Consider the following 17,362-nt stretch of genomic DNA (forward strand, 5'->3'; position numbering starts at 1 on the left):
TGGGTGGGTCAGACCGTGAGCGCGCGGTCCGTCGGGCGGATCGGGGCCAGCAGGTCGCTCGCGCCGGTGAGGAAGCGGTCGACGCCGCGCGCCGCCGAGCGGCCCTCGGCGATGGCCCACACGATGAGGGACTGGCCGCGGCCGGCGTCGCCCGCCACGAACACTCCGGGGACGTTCGTCGCGAAGTCCGCGTCGCGCGCGATGTTGCCGCGCGCGTCCAGCTCCAGGCCGAACTGGTCGACCAGTCCGTTGTGCTGGTCGGTGCCGGTGAACCCCATGGCCAGGGTGACCAGTTGGGCCGGGATCTTCCGCTCGGTGCCGGGCTTGTGGACCGGCCTGCCGTCCACGAACTCGACCTCGGCCAGATGCAGCCACTGCACCTGCCCGTCCTCGTCGCCCTCGAAGTGGGTGGTGGCGGCGGAGTAGACCCGCTCGCCGCCCTCCTCGTGGGCCGAGGTGACCTTGTAGAGGATCGGGAAGGTCGGCCAGGGCTGGTCGACCGGGTGCCGCTCGTCGTTCGGGCGGGGCATGATCTCCAACTGCGTGACGGAGGCCGCGCCTTGACGGTGGGCGGTGCCCACGCAGTCGGCGCCCGTGTCACCGCCGCCGATCACGACGACATGCTTGCCCTCGGCCGAGATCGGCGCGGTGACGTAGTCACCCTCCTGGACCTTGTTGGACAGCGGCAGATACTCCATCGCCTGGTACACGCCCGTGAGTTTGCGGCCGGGGACCGGCAGATCGCGGGCCGTCGTCGCACCCGCCGCGATCACCACCGCGTCGTAGCGCTTGCGCAGGTCCGTCGCCGTGATGTCGCGGCCGATCTCGACGCCCGTACGGAACCGGGTGCCCTCCGCGCGCATCTGCTCGATACGGCGGTTGATGTGCCGCTTCTCCATCTTGAACTCGGGGATGCCGTAGCGGAGCAGACCGCCGACGCGGTCCGCACGCTCGTACACCGCGACCGTGTGGCCCGCCCGGGTCAGTTGCTGGGCGGCGGCGAGACCGGCCGGGCCCGAGCCGATGACCGCGACCGTCTTGCCCGACAGGCGTTCGGGCACGCGCGGCTTCACGGCACCGCTGTCCCACGCCCTGTCGATGATCGAGACCTCGACGTTCTTGATGGTGACCGGCTGCCGCCCGATGCCGAGCACACACGCCGACTCACAGGGGGCCGGGCACAACCGGCCGGTGAACTCGGGGAAGTTGTTGGTCGCGTGCAGCCGTTCCGCGGCGGCCGACCAGTCGCCGCGGTAGGCGTAGTCGTTCCACTCGGGGATCAGGTTCCCGAGCGGGCAGCCGTTGTGGCAGAACGGGATGCCGCAGTCCATGCAGCGGCTCGCCTGCGTGCTGATGATCGGCAGCAGGAAGCCGGGGGCGTAGACCTCGTTCCAGTCCTTGACGCGCTCGTCCACCGGACGGGACGCGGCGACCTCGCGGCCGTGCGTCAGGAAGCCCTTGGGATCAGCCATGGGTCGCCGCCTCCATCATCTTCTCGGTGATCTCGGTCTCGGAGAGACCGGCTCGCTCGGCGGCGTCCTTGGCGGCGAGCACTGCCTTGTACGTACGGGGGATGATCTTGCTGAAGCGGTCCACGGCCACGGGCCATTCGGCCAGGAGCTTCCCGGCGACCGTGGAACCGGTCTCCTCGGCGTGGCGGCGCACCACGTCGTGCAGCCACTGTCGGTCGGTGTCGTCCAGGGCCTCGACGGCGTCCTGGTTGCCGACGTTGACGTGGTCGCGGTCCAGATCGAGGACGTAGGCGATGCCACCGGACATACCGGCCGCGAAGTTGCGGCCGGTCTCGCCGAGCACGACCGCGTGCCCGCCGGTCATGTACTCGCAGCCGTGGTCGCCCACGCCCTCCGCGACCACCAGCGCACCGGAGTTGCGAACACAGAACCGCTCGCCCGTGCTGCCGCGCAGGAACAGCTCGCCGCCGGTCGCGCCGTAGGCGATGGTGTTGCCCGCGATCGTCGCGTACTCGGCGAGGTGCTCGGCGCCGCGGTCCGGGCGGACGACGACCCGGCCGCCGGACAGGCCCTTGGCGACGTAGTCGTTGGCGTCGCCCTCCAGGCGCAGCGTGATGCCGCGCGGCAGGAACGCGCCGAAGGACTGGCCCGCCGAGCCGGTGAAGGTGATGTCGATCGTGTCGTCGGGCAGGCCCGCGCCGCCGAACTTCTTCGTCACCTCGTGGCCGAGCATGGTGCCGACCGTGCGGTTGATGTTGCGGATCGGGACCTGGGCGCGCACCGGCTGGGCGTCGGCCGCCGAGCCCGCGGCCAGGGCGTCGGCGGCGAGCTTGATCAGCTCGTTGTCGAGCGCCTTCTGCAGACCGTGGTCCTGGGCGATGACCTGGTGGCGTACGGCGCCCTTCGGCAGTTCGGGGACGTGGAACAGCGGCTCCAGGTCCAGGCCCTGTGCCTTCCAGTGGTCGACGGCCCGCCGTACGTCGAGGACCTCGGTGTGGCCGACGGCCTCCTCGATGGAGCGGAAGCCGAGTTCGGCCAGCAGTTCGCGGACCTCCTCGGCGATGAACTGGAAGAAGTTCACGATGTGGTCGGCCTTGCCGGTGAAGCGCTCGCGCAGCACCGGGTTCTGGGTGGCGATGCCGACCGGGCAGGTGTCCAGATGGCAGACGCGCATCATGACGCAGCCGGAGACGACGAGCGGCGCGGTCGCGAATCCGAACTCCTCGGCGCCGAGGAGGGCGGCGATGACGACGTCGCGGCCGGTCTTCAACTGGCCGTCGGTCTGGACGACGATACGGTCGCGCAACCCGTTGAGCAGCAGCGTCTGCTGGGTCTCGGCGAGGCCGAGTTCCCAGGGTCCGCCCGCGTGCTTGAGGGAGGTCAGCGGGGAGGCGCCGGTGCCGCCGTCGTGCCCGGAGATCAGGACGACGTCGGCGTGCGCCTTGGAGACGCCCGCGGCGACCGTGCCGACCCCGACCTCGGAGACCAGCTTCACATGGATGCGGGCCGAAGGGTTGGCGTTCTTGAGGTCGTGGATGAGCTGGGCCAGGTCCTCGATGGAGTAGATGTCGTGGTGCGGCGGCGGGGAGATGAGCCCCACGCCCGGCGTCGAGTGCCGGGTCCTGGCCACCCACGGGTACACCTTGTGGCCGGGCAGTTGGCCGCCCTCGCCGGGCTTGGCGCCCTGGGCCATCTTGATCTGGATGTCGTCCGCGTTGACCAGGTACTCGGAGGTCACGCCGAAGCGGCCGGAGGCCACCTGCTTGATCGCCGAGCGGCGCGCCGGGTCGTACAGGCGCTCGGCGTCCTCGCCGCCCTCGCCGGTGTTGGACTTGGCGCCCAGCCGGTTCATGGCGAGGGCGAGCGTCTCGTGCGCCTCCTGGGAGATGGAGCCGTACGACATGGCGCCCGTGGAGAAGCGCCGGACGATCTCGGAGACGGGCTCGACCTCGTCGAGCGGGATCGGCTCGCGTCCGCAGGCGCCGTCCTTGCTTGTCTTCAGGGCGAACAGGCCGCGCAGGGTCATCAGCCGCTCGGACTGCTCGTTCACGCGGGAGGTGTACTGGCGGAAGACGTCGTAGCGGCCGGTGCGGGTGGCGTGCTGGAGGCGGAAGACCGTCTCGGGGTCGAAGAGGTGCGGTTCGCCCTCGCGGCGCCACTGGTACTCGCCGCCGATCTCCAGCGCGCGGTGCGCGGGGGCGATACCGGAGGCGGGGTAGGCCTTGGCGTGGCGGGCGGCGACCTCCTGGGCGATGACGTCGATGCCGACGCCGCCGATCTTGGTGGCCGTGCCGTCGAAGTACGTGGCGACGAAGCCCTCCTCCAGGCCGACGGCCTCGAAGACCTGGGCGCCGCGGTAGGAGGCGACGGTCGAGATGCCCATCTTGGACATGACCTTCAGCACGCCCTTGCCGAGGGCGTGGATCAGGTTGCGGATGGCCTTCTCGGTCTCGATGCCCGGCAGGAACGTACCCGCGCGGACGAGGTCCTCGACGGACTCCATCGCGAGGTACGGGTTGACGGCGGCGGCGCCGTAGCCGATGAGCAGGGCGACATGGTGGACCTCGCGGACGTCACCGGCCTCGACGAGCAGGCCCACCTGGGTGCGCTGCTTGGTGCGGATGAGGTGGTGGTGGACGGCCGCGGTGAGCAGCAGCGACGGGATCGGCGCGTGCTCGGCGTCCGAGTGGCGGTCGGAGAGGACGATCAGCCGGGCGCCGTTGTCGATCGCGGCGTCGGCCTCGGCGCAGATCTCCGCGATGCGCGCGGCGAGGGCGGCACCGCCGCCGGAGACCCGGTAGAGACCGGAGAGCGTGGCGGCCTTCATCCCGGGCATGTCGCCGTCGGCGTTGATGTGGATCAGCTTGGCCAGCTCGTCGTTGTCGATGACCGGGAAGGGCAGGACGACGCTGCGGCAGGACGCGGCGGTCGGCTCCAGCAGATTGCCCTGCGGGCCCAGCGACGAGCGCAGGGAGGTGACCAGCTCCTCGCGGATCGCGTCCAAGGGCGGGTTGGTGACCTGCGCGAAGAGCTGGGTGAAGTAGTCGAAGAGCAGCCGGGGGCGCTCGGAGAGCGCAGCGATCGGCGAGTCCGTGCCCATGGAGCCGATGGGCTCGGCGCCGGTCTTGGCCATCGGTGCGAGGAGGACGCGCAGTTCCTCCTCGGTGTAGCCGAAGGTCTGCTGGCGGCGGGTGACCGAGGCGTGGGTGTGGACGATGTGCTCGCGCTCGGGCAGGTCGCCCAGCTCGATCTCCCCGGCCTGGAGCCACTCCTGGTAGGGCTGCTGGGCGGCGAGGGTCGCCTTGATCTCCTCGTCCTCGATGATGCGGTGCTCGGCGGTGTCGACGAGGAACATCCGGCCGGGCTGCAGCCGCCCCTTGCGGACGACCCGGGACGGCTCGATGTCCAGGATGCCGACCTCGGAGCCGAGGACGACCAGGCCGTCGTCGGTGACCCAGTAGCGGCCGGGGCGCAGTCCGTTGCGGTCCAGTACGGCGCCGACCTGGGTGCCGTCGGTGAAGGTGACGCAGGCCGGGCCGTCCCAGGGCTCCATCAGCGTGGAGTGGAACTCGTAGAACGCGCGCCGGGCCGGGTCCATGGAGGCGTGGTTCTCCCAGGCCTCCGGGATCATCATCAGCACGGAGTGCGGCAGGGAACGTCCGCCGAGGTGCAGCAGTTCCAGGACCTCGTCGAAGGAGGCGGAGTCGGAGGCGTCGGGGGTGCAGATCGGGAACAGCCGTGCCAGCTTCTCCCCCGGCCCGAACAGCTCGGACATCAACTGTGACTCGCGGGCGCGCATCCAGTTGCGGTTGCCCTTGACCGTGTTGATCTCGCCGTTGTGCGCGACGAAGCGGTACGGGTGGGCGAGCGGCCAGCTCGGGAAGGTGTTGGTGGAGAAGCGCGAGTGGACCAGCGCGATCGCGGTGGCGAAGCGGCGATCGGACAGGTCCGGGAAGAAGGGTTCGAGCTGGCCGGTGGTCAGCATGCCCTTGTAGACGATGGTGCGGGCGGACAGCGACGGGAAATAAACGCCGGCCTCGCGTTCGGCGCGCTTGCGCAGCGCGAACGCCTTGCGGTCGAGGTCGATGCCGGTGCGCACGCCGTCGGTCACGAAGAGCTGGCGCAGGTGGGGCATGGTCGAGCGGGCGGTGGCGCCGAGCAGCTCGGGGGCGACGGGGACCGTGCGCCAGCCGAGGACGGTCAGGCCCTCGTCCGCGGCGATCGCCTCGATCCGGGCGACGGCCTCGTCGGTGCCGGACGTGGGCAGGAAGGCGATACCGACCGCGTAGGCGCCCGCCTCGGGCAGCTCGCATCCGGCCACGTCTCGGAAGAAGGCGTCGGGGACCTGGGAGAGGATGCCGGCGCCGTCTCCGGAGTCGGGCTCGCTGCCCGTGGCGCCGCGGTGCTCGAGGTTGCGCAGCACGGTGAGCGCCTGCTCGACCAGTGTGTGGCTCGCCTCACCGGTGAGGGTCGCTACGAAGCCGACGCCGCAGGCGTCGTGCTCGTCGCGGGGGTCGTACATGCCCTGCGCGGCAGGGCGGGCATCCATGAAGGACCAGGTCCGGTCCGTCGCGGAGTGCTGGGACGGCTGGCGCGGCGTACGCATCGGCTCTCCCGTCGTCGTCGTGGCATGGTGCTGGTGCCGAGGGACGACGTTGGCCCTCCGCGTGGAGTGCGTGATTCCGTGCAGTTCAGATGATGGAGCCTGTTCCGTGAGACGGATAGCTCGTTCCACCATGCGGACATCGCCGGGGTACGGCGCGGGAGGTCCACTGCTGCACGGTGTGGGGACTTACGAGGGGGCGCGGGGGAACAGATCGATGTCCGTCGGCCCGGGGTGCGGCGGGCCTCGTCGCCCGCCGCGATCTCTTGCGAAGCAGGCGTCATTGCCCGCGCTGCTTACGGGTCATGCCCGGCGGTAACCCGGTCGAAACCGCCGGGTAAAACAACTCCTTGTGCGAGGCTCCTCGCACAAGGGCCTGTCTGACAGGGAATTGTCAGACAGGCCCTTGGAGTCGCACGCGTCAGCCTACGGCGGTACCGAACAGGGTGCCCAGAAGGAAGGTCACGCCCGCGGCGGCGCCACCGAGGGCGAGCTGCCGCAGCCCGCTGTACCCCCAGCTCCGCGCGGTGACCTTGGCGACGACCGCGCCGCAGAGGAAGAGCCCGGCGAGCGCGAGCAGCACGGCGGGCCACAGGGCGCTGGCACCCAGCAGATACGGGAGGACGGGCAGCAGGGCGCCGAGCGCGAAGGACCCGAAGCTGGAGACGGCGGCGACCATCGGCGAGGGCAGGTCGCCGGGGTCGATGCCCAGCTCCTCGCGCGCGTGTATCTCCAGGGCCTGCTCGGGGTCGCGGGAGAGCTGCCGGGCGACCTCACGGGCCAGGCCGGGCTCGACGCCGCGGGCTTCGTAGAGCGCCGCCAGCTCTTCCTCCTCGCCCTCCGGGTGCTTCTTCAGCTCGCGCCGCTCGACGTCGAGTTCGGCCTCGACCAGTTCGCGCTGCGAGGCGACGGAGGTGTACTCGCCGGCGGCCATGGAGAAGGCGCCCGCGGCCAGGCCCGCCAGGCCGGTGATGATGATGGTCTGCCGGCTGACGGCTCCCCCGGCGACGCCCGTCATCAGCGCCAGATTGGACACCAGCCCGTCCATCGCACCGAAGACGGCCGGGCGCAGCCAGCCACCGTTGACATCGCGGTGGGTGTGGTTGTTCCGGTGCGCCTCGTGCAGCGTCGCTTTGGTCTCGATGATGGCCATGCCCCAGCCCCCAACATGCTTGATTGGACTGTTTCCACTTTTCGACTACGCCGAAAGTACGCCGAAATTCTGGATCCCGCCAGCAAGGAAAGGCTGGGCTAACCTGCGGTTTTACCTTCGCATGCCCATTCAGGCTCGCACACACGTACGCCGGGATCGAAGGCCATGCCCTCGATCCCGGCGTATGCGAAACCCTGCTTCAGACCTTCTTCGCCGACTTGACCTCGTCCGCTGCGGCCTCGGTGTCCTCAGGGGCCTCGGTGTCGTCGGAGGCTTCGGTGTCCCCCGTAGCCCCCGCGGCCTTGGTGGCGTCCTCAGGGGCCTTCTCGGCCTGCTTCTCGCCCTTCGGCCCCTGGCCGCCCGTGGAGTCGGCCTTGGCGTCGGTCATGGAATCGGTCGTGGCATCGGCCTTGGAGTCGGCCGCTGCCTCGACCGCCGCCTCGGACGCGCCCGGTTCCACGACCGCCTCCCGGCCCGGCCGCAGCCGTGCCGACACCACGAGGTAGGTCGCGGCGAGCAGGAACACCAGGGCCGCCGTCCAGACGTTCAGTCGCACGCCCAGGATGTGATGCGCGTCATCGACCCGCATGTACTCGATCCAGCCGCGGCCCGCGCAGTACCCGGCCACGTACAGCGCGAACGCGCGCCCATGGCCGAGCTGGAAGCGGCGGTCCGCCCAGATCACCAGGAATCCGACGCCGACGCACCACAGCGACTCGTACAGGAAGGTCGGGTGGTAGTAGCCGGGGGCCCGGCCGTCCGTCGCCGCCGTGATGTGCAGCGCCCAGGGCAGGTCCGTCGCCCGCCCGTACAGCTCCTGGTTGAACCAGTTGCCCCAGCGGCCGATCGCCTGGGCGAAGACGATGCCGGGGGCGAGGGCGTCGGCGTACGCGGGCAGGGGGATGCCCCGGCGGCGACAGCCGATCCACGCGCCGAGCGCACCGAGCGCGATCGCGCCCCAGATACCGAGCCCGCCCTGCCAGACCTTGAAGGCGTCCACCCAGTCACGGCCCTCGCTGAAGTACAGCTCGTAGTCCGTGATCACGTGGTACAGCCGGCCGCCGACGAGGCCGAAGGGCACCGCCCAGACCGCGATGTCGGCCACCGTGCCGGCCCGCCCTCCCCGGGCGATCCAGCGCTTGTTGCCGAGCCACACGGCCACGAAGACGCCGATGATGATGCAGAACGCGTAGCCGCGCAGCGGAACGGGGCCGAGATGCAGCACTCCGCGCGACGGGCTGGGGATATAGGCAAGTTCCATGGCAGGTCCGACGCTACCGTGCCGGGCAGGTGGCTTGGCAACCATCCCGGCTACGGCTCCATAACGTGACCCCCCGGCGCATCGGCACCGGGGGTCCGCTGATCATGGCGGTCCTCAGGACTTGTGTGCCGCCTCCACCAACTGCTTGAGCTTCGCCGGGGTCATCGTCCGGTCCTCGATGATGTTCTTGTCGCCGAGGAGCACGGTCGGCGTCCCCGTGAAGTGGCCCTTCTCGAAGGCGTCGTTCGACTTCTTCACCCAGCCGTTGTGCGTACCGTCCTTGACGCACTTCTGGAACGTCGGCGTGTCGAGGCCGCCCACCTTGCCCGCCAGCCCGATCAGCTTCGCGTGGTCCGCGAACGTGTCCTCGGTCTCCTTGGGCTGGTTGTCGTACAGCACATCGTGGTACGCCTTGAACTTCCCGGCGTCCTGCGCGCACGCCGCCGCGTTGGCCGCGTGGAGCGAGCCGCTGCCGCCCATGTTCCCGTCGATGAGCGTGACCAGGTGGTACTCGACCTTCAGCTTGCCCGCGTCGACCAGCTCGCGGAGCGTCGGGCGGTAGACCGTCTCGAAGACCTTGCAGGCCGGGCAGCGGAAGTCCTCCCAGACCGTGAGGGTCGACCGGGCGGCCTCCTTGCCGACGGGGATCGCGAGGCCGTCCTTGCCCGTCGCCCCCGAGGGCCCGATGGTGGGGCCCGAGGCGCTGCTCTTCTTGCCGGCGTTCGCCGCCAGGAGGCCCCCCACCGTCGCCAGGGCCAGCACACAGATGATCGCGGCTCCCACGATCATCCCGCGCCGACGCTTCTCCGCGGACTTCTGCTTCTCGCGCTGCGCCGCCAGCCGGTCCCGGGCGGCGCGCTTTCCCTCACGGTTCTTCTCGCTCACATCCGGCAGAACGAACCGGGGAGGCGCTGCGCGCCTCCCCGGCCCCAGGTCCACCCGTTCGAGTGAGCCAATTGTCCTTCGTTGCCCGATTCACCCGTGACGGTGCGGGGCGACGGGCGGGGGTGTCAGGCCCTGCGGCGGACGCCCTCGGCCAGCTCGCCCGCCAGGGTCCGCACGGCCTCGAGACCGGTCTGCTCGTCCGGCGCGTCCAGCATCCGCTTCACGAACGCCGAGCCGACGATCACGCCGTCGGCGAACCCGGCGACCTCGGCGGCCTGGGCCGGGTTGGAGACGCCGAGGCCGACGCAGACCGGCAGCTCGGTGGTCGCGCGGGTGCGGCGGACCAGCTCCTGGGCCTGCGTACCGACCGATTCACGCGTACCGGTGACGCCCATGAGCGAGGCCGCGTAGACGAAGCCGGAACCCGCCGCGGTGATCTCGGCGAGCCGCTCGTCCTTGCTGCTCGGCGCGACCACGAAGACCGTCGCGAGCCCCTGCTTCTCGGCGTGCTCGCGCCACAGGGCCGACTCCTGCACGGGCAGGTCCGGCAGGATGCAGCCCGCGCCGCCCGCCTCCGCCAGCTCGGTCGTGAAGCGCTCCACGCCGTAGCGGTCGAGCGGGTTCCAGTACGTCATCACGAGCACCGGCCTGCCGGTCGCCGCGTGCGCCTCGCGGACCGTGCGCAGGACGTCGGCGATCCGGACGCCGCCGCGCAGCGCGATGTCGTCGGCGGTCTGGATGACGGGGCCGTCGAGGACGGGGTCGCTGTGCGGCAGGCCCACCTCCACGACGTCGGCGCCGCCGTCGAAGACGGCCTTGATCGCGGCGATGCCGCCGTCGACGGTCGGGAACCCGGCCGGGAGGTACGCGATGAGGGCGGCGCGGTCCTCCGCCTTCGCGGCGGCGAGCGTGTCGGCCAGCAACTGGGCCTGTCCGCCGGTCACTTCTGCGCTCACTGGGCGTCCCCCTCGATCTCGGCGGTCTCGCTGTCGGCGTCCGCGGCGACGGACGCGTCGGTCTCGTACAGCCCGAAGTAGCGGGCGGCCGTGTCCATGTCCTTGTCGCCGCGCCCGGACAGGTTGACGATGATCAGCCCGTCCCTGCCCAGCTCCTTGCCGACCTCCAGGGCCCCGGCGAGCGCGTGGGCGCTCTCGATGGCCGGGATGATGCCCTCGGTGCGGGAGAGCAGGCGCAGGGCCTGCATGGCCGCGTCGTCGGTGACCGCGCGGTACTCGCCGCGACCGCTGTCCTTGAGGTACGCGTGCTCGGGGCCGATGCCCGGGTAGTCCAGGCCCGCCGAGATCGAGTACGGCTCGGTGATCTGCCCCTCGTCGTCCTGGAGGACGTAGGACCGCGAGCCGTGCAGGATGCCGGGCTCACCGGCGGTGAGGGTGGCGGCGTGCTCGCCGGTCTCGATGCCGTGGCCCGCGGGCTCGCAGCCGATGAGCCGGACGGAGCTGTCGGGGATGAAGGCGTGGAAGAGCCCGATGGCGTTGGAGCCGCCGCCCACACAGGCGACGGCGGCGTCGGGCAGACGCCCGGCGCGCTCCAGGATCTGCCGCCGCGCCTCGACGCCGATCACCCGGTGGAAGTCGCGCACCATGGCCGGGAAGGGGTGGGGACCGGCCACCGTGCCGAACAGGTAGTGGGTGTGGTCGACGTTGGCGACCCAGTCGCGGAACGCCTCGTTGATCGCGTCCTTCAGCGTGCGGCTGCCGGACTTCACCGCGACGACCTCGGCGCCGAGCATGCGCATCCGCGCGACGTTGAGGGCCTGCCGCTCGGTGTCGATCTCGCCCATGTAGATGGTGCAGTCGAGACCGAACAGGGCGCAGGCGGTGGCGGTGGCGACGCCGTGCTGTCCGGCGCCGGTCTCCGCGATGACGCGGGTCTTGCCCATGCGCCGGGTGAGCAGCGCCTGGCCGAGCACGTTGTTGATCTTGTGGGAGCCGGTGTGGTTGAGGTCCTCCCGCTTGAGGAAGACACGGGCGCCACCGGCGTGTTCGGCGAACCGCGGCACCTCGGTGAGGGCGCTGGGCCGGCCGGTGTAGTGGACGAGCAGGTCGCCGAGTTCACGGGCGAACTCGGGGTCGGTCTTCGCCTTCTCGTACTCGGCGGCGACCTCGTCCACGGCGGCCACGAGGGCCTCCGGGATGAACGTGCCGCCGAACGCGCCGAAGTAGCCGGCCGCGTCGGGCACCTGGCCCTCCGGGTCGGGAACGAAGAATTCGCTGGGCATGCGGTTACCTCGCAGGGGCGTGCGCCCCGGGTAGGTCGGACGGTGGGTGACGTCGATGCGTACACGCGCGGCCCTGAGGCGAACCGGCGGACCGGTGAGGAACCGGCGACAACCGGAAGTCCCGGCCGGCTCGGCTCAGTTCACCCGGTCCGGTTCACTCGGGTCGGTTCACCGCAGGCGCGCACGCGGGCGGCGCCATCGCATCCCGTTGACCTGGCCGGGCTCGTCCCCGATGACGTAGCGCACCCGGCGCCCGTGCACCCGGCGCGCGGGCGCGCGGCAGCCACGCGGGCGGCAGCCGCGCGCGAGGCGGGCGTACGGGTCACCGGGGCCTGTCCGGAGACAGGTCCTGGTGGCCACGGTGATCGGAGGCATCATCGACGTCACCCGGTGAGGCGTCAGCCCCGGCCGTGCCGCAGCGCGGGGTGCGCACCGGCGGCGACGAGGTCGGCGACCGCCGTCTTCGGGTCGCGTCCGGTCACCAGCGACTCGCCCACCAGCACGGCGTCGGCGCCGTGTTCGGCGTACGCGATCAGGTCGTGCGGTCCGCGGACGCCGGACTCGGCGACCCGGACGACCGACCCGGGGACCTCGGGGGCGACCCGCTCGAACGTGGAGCGGTCGACCTCCAGGGTCTTGAGGTTGCGCGCGTTGATCCCGATGACCTTCGCCCCGGCGTCCACCGCCCGCTCGACCTCGTCCTCGTCGTGCACCTCGACGAGCGGCGTGAGCCCGATGGACTCGGCGCGCTCGATGAGGGACTCCAGGGCGGGCTGGTCCAGGGCGGCGACGATCAGCAGCGCGAGGTCGGCGCCGTAGGCCCGCGCCTCCCAGAGCTGGTAGGAGGTGACGATGAAGTCCTTGCGCAGCACCGGGATGTCGACCCGGGCCCGGACGGCCTCCAGGTCGGCCAGCGAGCCGCCGAAGCGGCGCTGCTCGGTCAGGACGGAGATGACGGCCGCGCCGCCCGCCTCGTAGTCCGCGGCGAGCCCGGCCGGGTCCGCGATCGCGGCGAGCGCTCCCTTGGAGGGGCTGGACCGCTTGACCTCGCAGATCACCTTGACGCCGTCCCCGCGCAGGGCGGCGAGGCCGTCCCTGGCCGCGGGGGCCTTCGCCGCACGCTCCTTGAGCTCGTCGAGGCTGACGCGCGCCTGCCGCTCCGCAAGATCGGCACGGACTCCGTCGATGATCTCGTCGAGCACACTCACGCGAGCGGCCCCCTTCCTGACGGTTGAGGATTCCAGCGGCTCAGTCGGGCTGAGCCTGGGTCGCCGGGCGGGTCCGGACGGACGGAACCGGCGGTCACTGTGATGGTATCCGGAGGATGGCCCGGGCCTCGCATCCGGTGGAACGGCGACCCTCCTACCTGGAGGTTCACGGGTCGGCCCACCGGGAGGTGCCCGGATCGGTCAAAGGATGCAGCCACCCGCCGAAGGGCGACGGTCAAGGATGCAGCCACCCGCCGAAGGGCAGGTTGCGGACCACAGTGAAGGCCACCAGCAGGGTGCCCAGGCACCACAGGTGCACCGGTCCGAGGTCGAGCCGCAGCGGCCGTCCCCGCACCGCGCGCACCAGCCACACGCTCCACACCACCGCGAAGAGCAGATAGCCGCCGACGGCCAGGGCGTTGTCCTGGAGCGCCGCGAGGACGTCCCCGTGGACGAACGCGTGTGCGCTGCGCAGTCCGCCGCAGCCGGGGCAGAACACCCCGGCGAAGCGCAGCAGCGGGCAGACCGGGTAGTGGCCGGGCTGGTTGGGGTCCACCGCGCCGACGTAGGCGAAGGCCGCGAGGACGCCCGCGAGGACCCCGACGGGAGGGGCGGTGCGCCGCAGCAGGCCGCGGGCGGCCGGGGCGTGCGGCGGGGGCGGACTCACGCAGCGGGATGCGGTGTTCACGCCTCGCATTCTGCCCGCCCGCTCCCCGGCCCGCCCACCCCGGTCCGGGTACGCGTGAGGCGGCCCGGGACGCTTCGCGTGCCCGGCCGCCTCGCGTGCGGGGGTGCGGAGGGTCAGTGCTCCGTGATCGCGGCCCGCTTCATCAGGTCGCCGACGTCCTCCTGGCCCTTGCCCATCAGGCGCATGATGCCGCCGACGACACCGCCGAGGAGGGTGACCCCGACGCTCGCCCAGAAGCCGACGGGCTGAGCCATCACGGTGAAGGCGCCCGCGGCGCAGAAACCGATGAAGGCGATGATGACACCGGTCCAGGCGGCCGGGGTGTGACCGTGGTGGGTTGTGCCCGCCATGACTTGCTCCTCGTTAGCTGGCTGTACGTGTGTGAGTCCAAGGCTCGGCGTCATTGTCCCGTACCCGCGCGCAGCGGGTGAGCGCGGGGTCACCGTCGCGCGTCGACCGGGGCGATCAGCCGGTGGATGTCAGCCGGTGGGGTCCTCGCCCCGGTCCAGCGCCTTCCACAGCTCCTCGGGGCGGTCCGGGTCGACGGGCGCCGCGCGGCGGCGCGGCCGGGGGGTGCCGTCGCGTTCGTAGCGGCCGGACATCGTGGGCCACAGCCGGCCGTAGCGCAGGGCGAGCAGTCCGGCCAGCAGGATGAGGGCGCCGCCGAGGACCGCGACGTACGGCCAGGCGGTGTGGGTGAGCGCGGAGGCGGTCGCGGCGGTGTCACCGGCCGTCCGCGCCGCCTTCTCGTCCAGTGCCGAGTCGTCGGTGAGGCCCTGGAACGCGGCGGTGATGGTGCCGAGGCCGGAGAGCGCGAGGAGTCCGGCGACGAGGTGGCGGCCGGTTCTGCGGACGGCGAAGACGGCGACGAGCGCGGCGAGGCCCACTATGGCCAGGGCCGCGGGCACGCCCGTGACATCGCTGCCCTTGGCGCTGAGCGGGAAGTCGCCGCCGGCCAACGGCACGGTGCCCGCCGCCCAGTCCTGCCGGGAGGACAGCAGTGCCACGGCGGCACCGGCCGCCCCGCACAGCAGGGCGAGGGCGAGGCTGCGGCGGCCGGAGCGCGCGGGTGCGGCGGCCTCGGGTCGGGGGTGGGGTACGGCAGTCACGTACTCCACTATCACCCGAACCCCGGGCGAACCTTCACCCGGGGCCCCTGCGACGTACGACTCATCCGCGACGTACGACTCGTCCGCGGCGACCCGCGGCGGGTCAGCGGCCCAGCCGGTTCGCCGTGTGCACCGCGCGCAGCACCGCCGCCGCCTTGTTGCGGCACTCGGTGTCCTCGGCGACCGGGTCGGAGTCGGCGACGACGCCCGCACCGGCCTGGACATGTGCGATGCCGTCGCGCAGCAGTGCGGTGCGGATGGCGATGGCGGTGTCGGAGTCGCCCGCGAAGTCGAGGTAGCCGACGCAGCCGCCGTACAACCCCCGCCGGGACGGCTCGAGTTCGTCGATGATCTGCATCGCGCGCGGCTTGGGTGCGCCGGAGAGCGTGCCCGCCGGGAAGCAGGAGGTGAGGACGTCGAAGGCGGTGCGGTCCGGGGCGACCTGGCCGGTCACGGTCGAGACGATGTGCATGACGTGCGAGTACCGCTCGACGGACATGAAGTCGACCACCTCGACGGAGCCGGGGGTGCAGACCCGTCCGAGGTCGTTGCGGCCCAGGTCGACCAGCATGAGGTGCTCGGCGCGCTCCTTGGGGTCGGCGAGCAGTTCCTCGGCGAGGGCCTGGTCCTCCTGCGGGGTCGCGCCGCGGTGCCGGGTGCCCGCGATGGGGTGGACCATGGCGCGGCCGTCCTCGACCTTCACCAGCGCTTCCGGGCTGGAGCCGACCACGTCGAAGGCGTCGCCGTCGGCGCAGGGGAAGCGGAACAGGTACATGTACGGGGACGGGTTGGTGGCACGCAGGACCCGGTAGACGTCCAACGCGCTCGCCGTGCACGGTGTTTCGAAGCGCTGCGAGGGGACGACCTGGAAGGCCTCGCCCGCGCGGATGCGCTCCTTGATGTCCTCGACGGCCTCCTGGTAGTCCGGGCCGCCCCAGCGGGCGGTGTACTCGGGCAGCGCGGAGGGCGGGAGCACGGCGGGCGGCTGGGCGACCGCGCGGGACAGGTCGGCCTCCATCGCGTCCAGGCGGGCCACGGCGTCCGCGTAGGCCTCGTCGACGCCCGTGTCGAGGTCGTTGTGGTTGATCGCGTTGGCGATCAGCAGGACGGAGCCCTCCCAGTGGTCCATGACCGCGAGGTCGCTGGTGAGGAGCATGGTCAGCTCGGGCAGCCGCAGGTCGTCGCGCTCGCCGGGGCCGATCTTCTCCAGGCGGCGCACGATGTCGTAGCCCAGATAGCCGACCATGCCGCCGGTGAAGGGCGGCATGCCCTCCTGGTGCGGGGTGTGCAGGGCCTCGATGGTCGCGCGGAGGGTGGCCAGGGGGTCGCCGTCGACGGGGACGCCGACGGGCGGGACGCCGAGCCAGTGGGTGCGGCCGTCCTTCTCGGTGAGGGTGGCGGCGCTGCGCACGCCTACGAAGGAGTAGCGGGACCAGGTACGCCCGTTCTCAGCGGACTCCAGCAGGAAGGTGCCGGGCCGCTCGGCGGCGAGCTTGCGGTAGAGCGCGACCGGGGTGTCGCCGTCGGCGAGGAGCTTGCGCGTGACCGGGATGACGCGGCGGTCGGTGGCGAGCTTGCGGAACGTCTCGAGATCCATGGCCGCCGACCCTACTGATCCGCGGCGGGCGTTGCGGGCGCGGTGTCAGCGAGCAGCACGTCGGCGTCGAAGCACGTGCGGTCGCCGGTGTGGCAGGCGGCGCCGACCTGGTCGACCTTGACGAGAAGGGTGTCGGCGTCGCAGTCCAGGGCGACCGACTTCACGTGCTGGACGTGGCCGGAGGTGTCGCCCTTGACCCAGTACTCCTGGCGGCTGCGCGACCAGTAGGTGCAGCGGCCGGTGGTGAGCGTGCGATGCAGGGCCTCGTCGTCCATCCAGCCGAGCATCAGCACCTCCCCGGTGTCGTACTGCTGGGCGATCGCGGGGATCAGCCCGTCGGGGCTGCGCTTGAGGCGTGCCGCGATCTCGGGGGCCAGGCTGCTGGGTGGGGGCGTGCCGGTCATGCGGACCATTGTGCCGCGCCGCGGTGGCCCGCCCCGCCGCCGTCCGGTGGGCGGACGCTCCGTGTGGTCGTACGCTGACTGCATGTCGACCCATGCCAAGCGTGAACGGCTTCTGCTCGCCGATCTGTTGGAGTCCACCGGGCCGGACGCCCGCACCCTGTGCGAGGGCTGGACCACCCGGGACCTCGCCGCGCATGTGGTGGTGCGGGAGCGCCGCCCGGACGCGGCCGGAGGCGTCCTCGTCAAGCCGCTGGCGGCGCGGCTGGAGCGGGTGATGGCCGAGTTCGCCGCGAAGCCGTACGAGGAGCTGATCCAGCTCATCCGTACGGGCCCGCCGCGGTTCTCGCCGTTCGCGCTGAAGCAGATCGACGAGTTGGCGAACAGCGTCGAGTTCTACGTCCACACCGAGGACGTGCGCCGGGCGCAGCCCGACTGGACGCCGCGCCCGCTGGACCCGGTGTTCCAGGACGCGCTGTGGGCGCGCCTGGAGCGGATGGCCCGGCTGACCGGCCGGGGCGCGCCGACGGGCCTGGTGCTGCGCCGCCCGGACGGCCGGACGGTGGTGGCGCATCGGGGCACTCCGGTGGTGACGGTGACCGGTGAGCCCTCGGAGCTGCTGATGTTCGCGTTCGGGCGGCAGCGGGCGGCGGACGTGGAGCTGGAGGGCGACAAGGACGCCGTCGCGACGGTCTCCGACACCAAGGAGCTGGGGCTCTGAGCCACCGGGGAGCCGGGGCTCGGAG

Annotated in this window: 15 protein-coding genes; 1 reads left to right on the forward strand and 14 read right to left on the reverse strand. The window is 71.8% G+C overall.

Annotated features, from left to right (window positions below):
• Positions 1-8: 8 nt before the first annotated feature.
• The 14 genes from NGF19_RS02860 to hisI form a co-directional block, all read right to left on the reverse strand.
• Positions 9-1,472, reverse strand: coding sequence for a glutamate synthase subunit beta (locus NGF19_RS02860; protein WP_252421908.1), 1,464 nt, complete (start codon positions 1,470-1,472; stop codon positions 9-11).
• Positions 1,465-6,078, reverse strand: coding sequence for a glutamate synthase large subunit (gltB, locus tag NGF19_RS02865; RefSeq protein ID WP_252421909.1), 4,614 nt, complete (start codon positions 6,076-6,078; stop codon positions 1,465-1,467). Before gltB ends, NGF19_RS02860 begins: the two co-directional genes overlap by 8 nt.
• A gap of 418 nt (positions 6,079-6,496) precedes the next feature.
• Positions 6,497-7,228, reverse strand: a complete 732-nt coding sequence (locus NGF19_RS02870; RefSeq protein ID WP_252421911.1) for a VIT1/CCC1 transporter family protein — start codon at positions 7,226-7,228, stop codon at positions 6,497-6,499.
• Positions 7,229-7,427: 199 nt separating this feature from the next.
• Positions 7,428-8,489, reverse strand: a complete 1,062-nt coding sequence (gene lgt / locus NGF19_RS02875; protein ID WP_252421912.1) for a prolipoprotein diacylglyceryl transferase — start codon at positions 8,487-8,489, stop codon at positions 7,428-7,430.
• Positions 8,490-8,603: 114 nt separating this feature from the next.
• On the reverse strand, positions 8,604-9,374 hold the full coding sequence (locus NGF19_RS02880; RefSeq protein ID WP_252421913.1) for a DsbA family protein: 771 nt from the start codon (positions 9,372-9,374) through the stop codon (positions 8,604-8,606).
• Between the two features lie 125 nt (positions 9,375-9,499).
• Positions 9,500-10,330, reverse strand: a complete 831-nt coding sequence (gene trpA, locus NGF19_RS02885) for a tryptophan synthase subunit alpha (protein WP_252421914.1) — start codon at positions 10,328-10,330, stop codon at positions 9,500-9,502.
• The gene (gene trpB / locus NGF19_RS02890; RefSeq protein ID WP_252421915.1) at positions 10,327-11,613 is read right to left on the reverse strand and encodes a tryptophan synthase subunit beta; all 1,287 of its coding nucleotides are present in this window, start codon (positions 11,611-11,613) and stop codon (positions 10,327-10,329) included. The genes trpA and trpB overlap by 4 nt, the downstream gene beginning before the upstream one ends.
• A 168-nt stretch (positions 11,614-11,781) precedes the next feature.
• The gene (trpM, locus tag NGF19_RS02895) at positions 11,782-11,991 is read right to left on the reverse strand and encodes a tryptophan biosynthesis modulator TrpM (protein ID WP_252421916.1); all 210 of its coding nucleotides are present in this window, start codon (positions 11,989-11,991) and stop codon (positions 11,782-11,784) included.
• A gap of 20 nt (positions 11,992-12,011) precedes the next feature.
• Positions 12,012-12,821, reverse strand: a complete 810-nt coding sequence (trpC, locus tag NGF19_RS02900; RefSeq protein ID WP_252421917.1) for an indole-3-glycerol phosphate synthase TrpC — start codon at positions 12,819-12,821, stop codon at positions 12,012-12,014.
• A gap of 235 nt (positions 12,822-13,056) precedes the next feature.
• On the reverse strand, positions 13,057-13,518 hold the full coding sequence (locus tag NGF19_RS02905) for a DUF2752 domain-containing protein (RefSeq protein WP_252421918.1): 462 nt from the start codon (positions 13,516-13,518) through the stop codon (positions 13,057-13,059).
• Positions 13,519-13,622: 104 nt separating this feature from the next.
• The gene (locus NGF19_RS02910) at positions 13,623-13,859 is read right to left on the reverse strand and encodes an HGxxPAAW family protein (protein WP_252421919.1); all 237 of its coding nucleotides are present in this window, start codon (positions 13,857-13,859) and stop codon (positions 13,623-13,625) included.
• A gap of 129 nt (positions 13,860-13,988) precedes the next feature.
• A complete protein-coding gene (locus NGF19_RS02915) occupies positions 13,989-14,627 on the reverse strand; it encodes a TIGR02234 family membrane protein (protein ID WP_252421921.1) in 639 nt (212 codons plus the stop codon).
• Between the two features lie 94 nt (positions 14,628-14,721).
• Positions 14,722-16,215, reverse strand: coding sequence for an anthranilate synthase component I (locus NGF19_RS02920; RefSeq protein ID WP_252421922.1), 1,494 nt, complete (start codon positions 16,213-16,215; stop codon positions 14,722-14,724).
• A gap of 11 nt (positions 16,216-16,226) precedes the next feature.
• Positions 16,227-16,628 (reverse strand): phosphoribosyl-AMP cyclohydrolase, encoded by a 402-nt coding sequence (gene hisI / locus NGF19_RS02925; RefSeq protein ID WP_252421924.1) that lies wholly within the window; start codon positions 16,626-16,628, stop codon positions 16,227-16,229.
• Positions 16,629-16,701: 73 nt separating this feature from the next.
• Between hisI and NGF19_RS02930 the strand changes: the two genes are divergently transcribed.
• Complete coding sequence (locus tag NGF19_RS02930; RefSeq protein WP_252421925.1) at positions 16,702-17,337, forward strand: TIGR03085 family metal-binding protein; 636 nt, start codon at positions 16,702-16,704, stop codon at positions 17,335-17,337.
• Positions 17,338-17,362: the final 25 nt, after the last annotated feature.

Source organism: Streptomyces macrolidinus (assembly GCF_023887685.1).
Classification (GTDB): Bacteria; Actinomycetota; Actinomycetes; order Streptomycetales; family Streptomycetaceae; genus Streptomyces; species Streptomyces macrolidinus.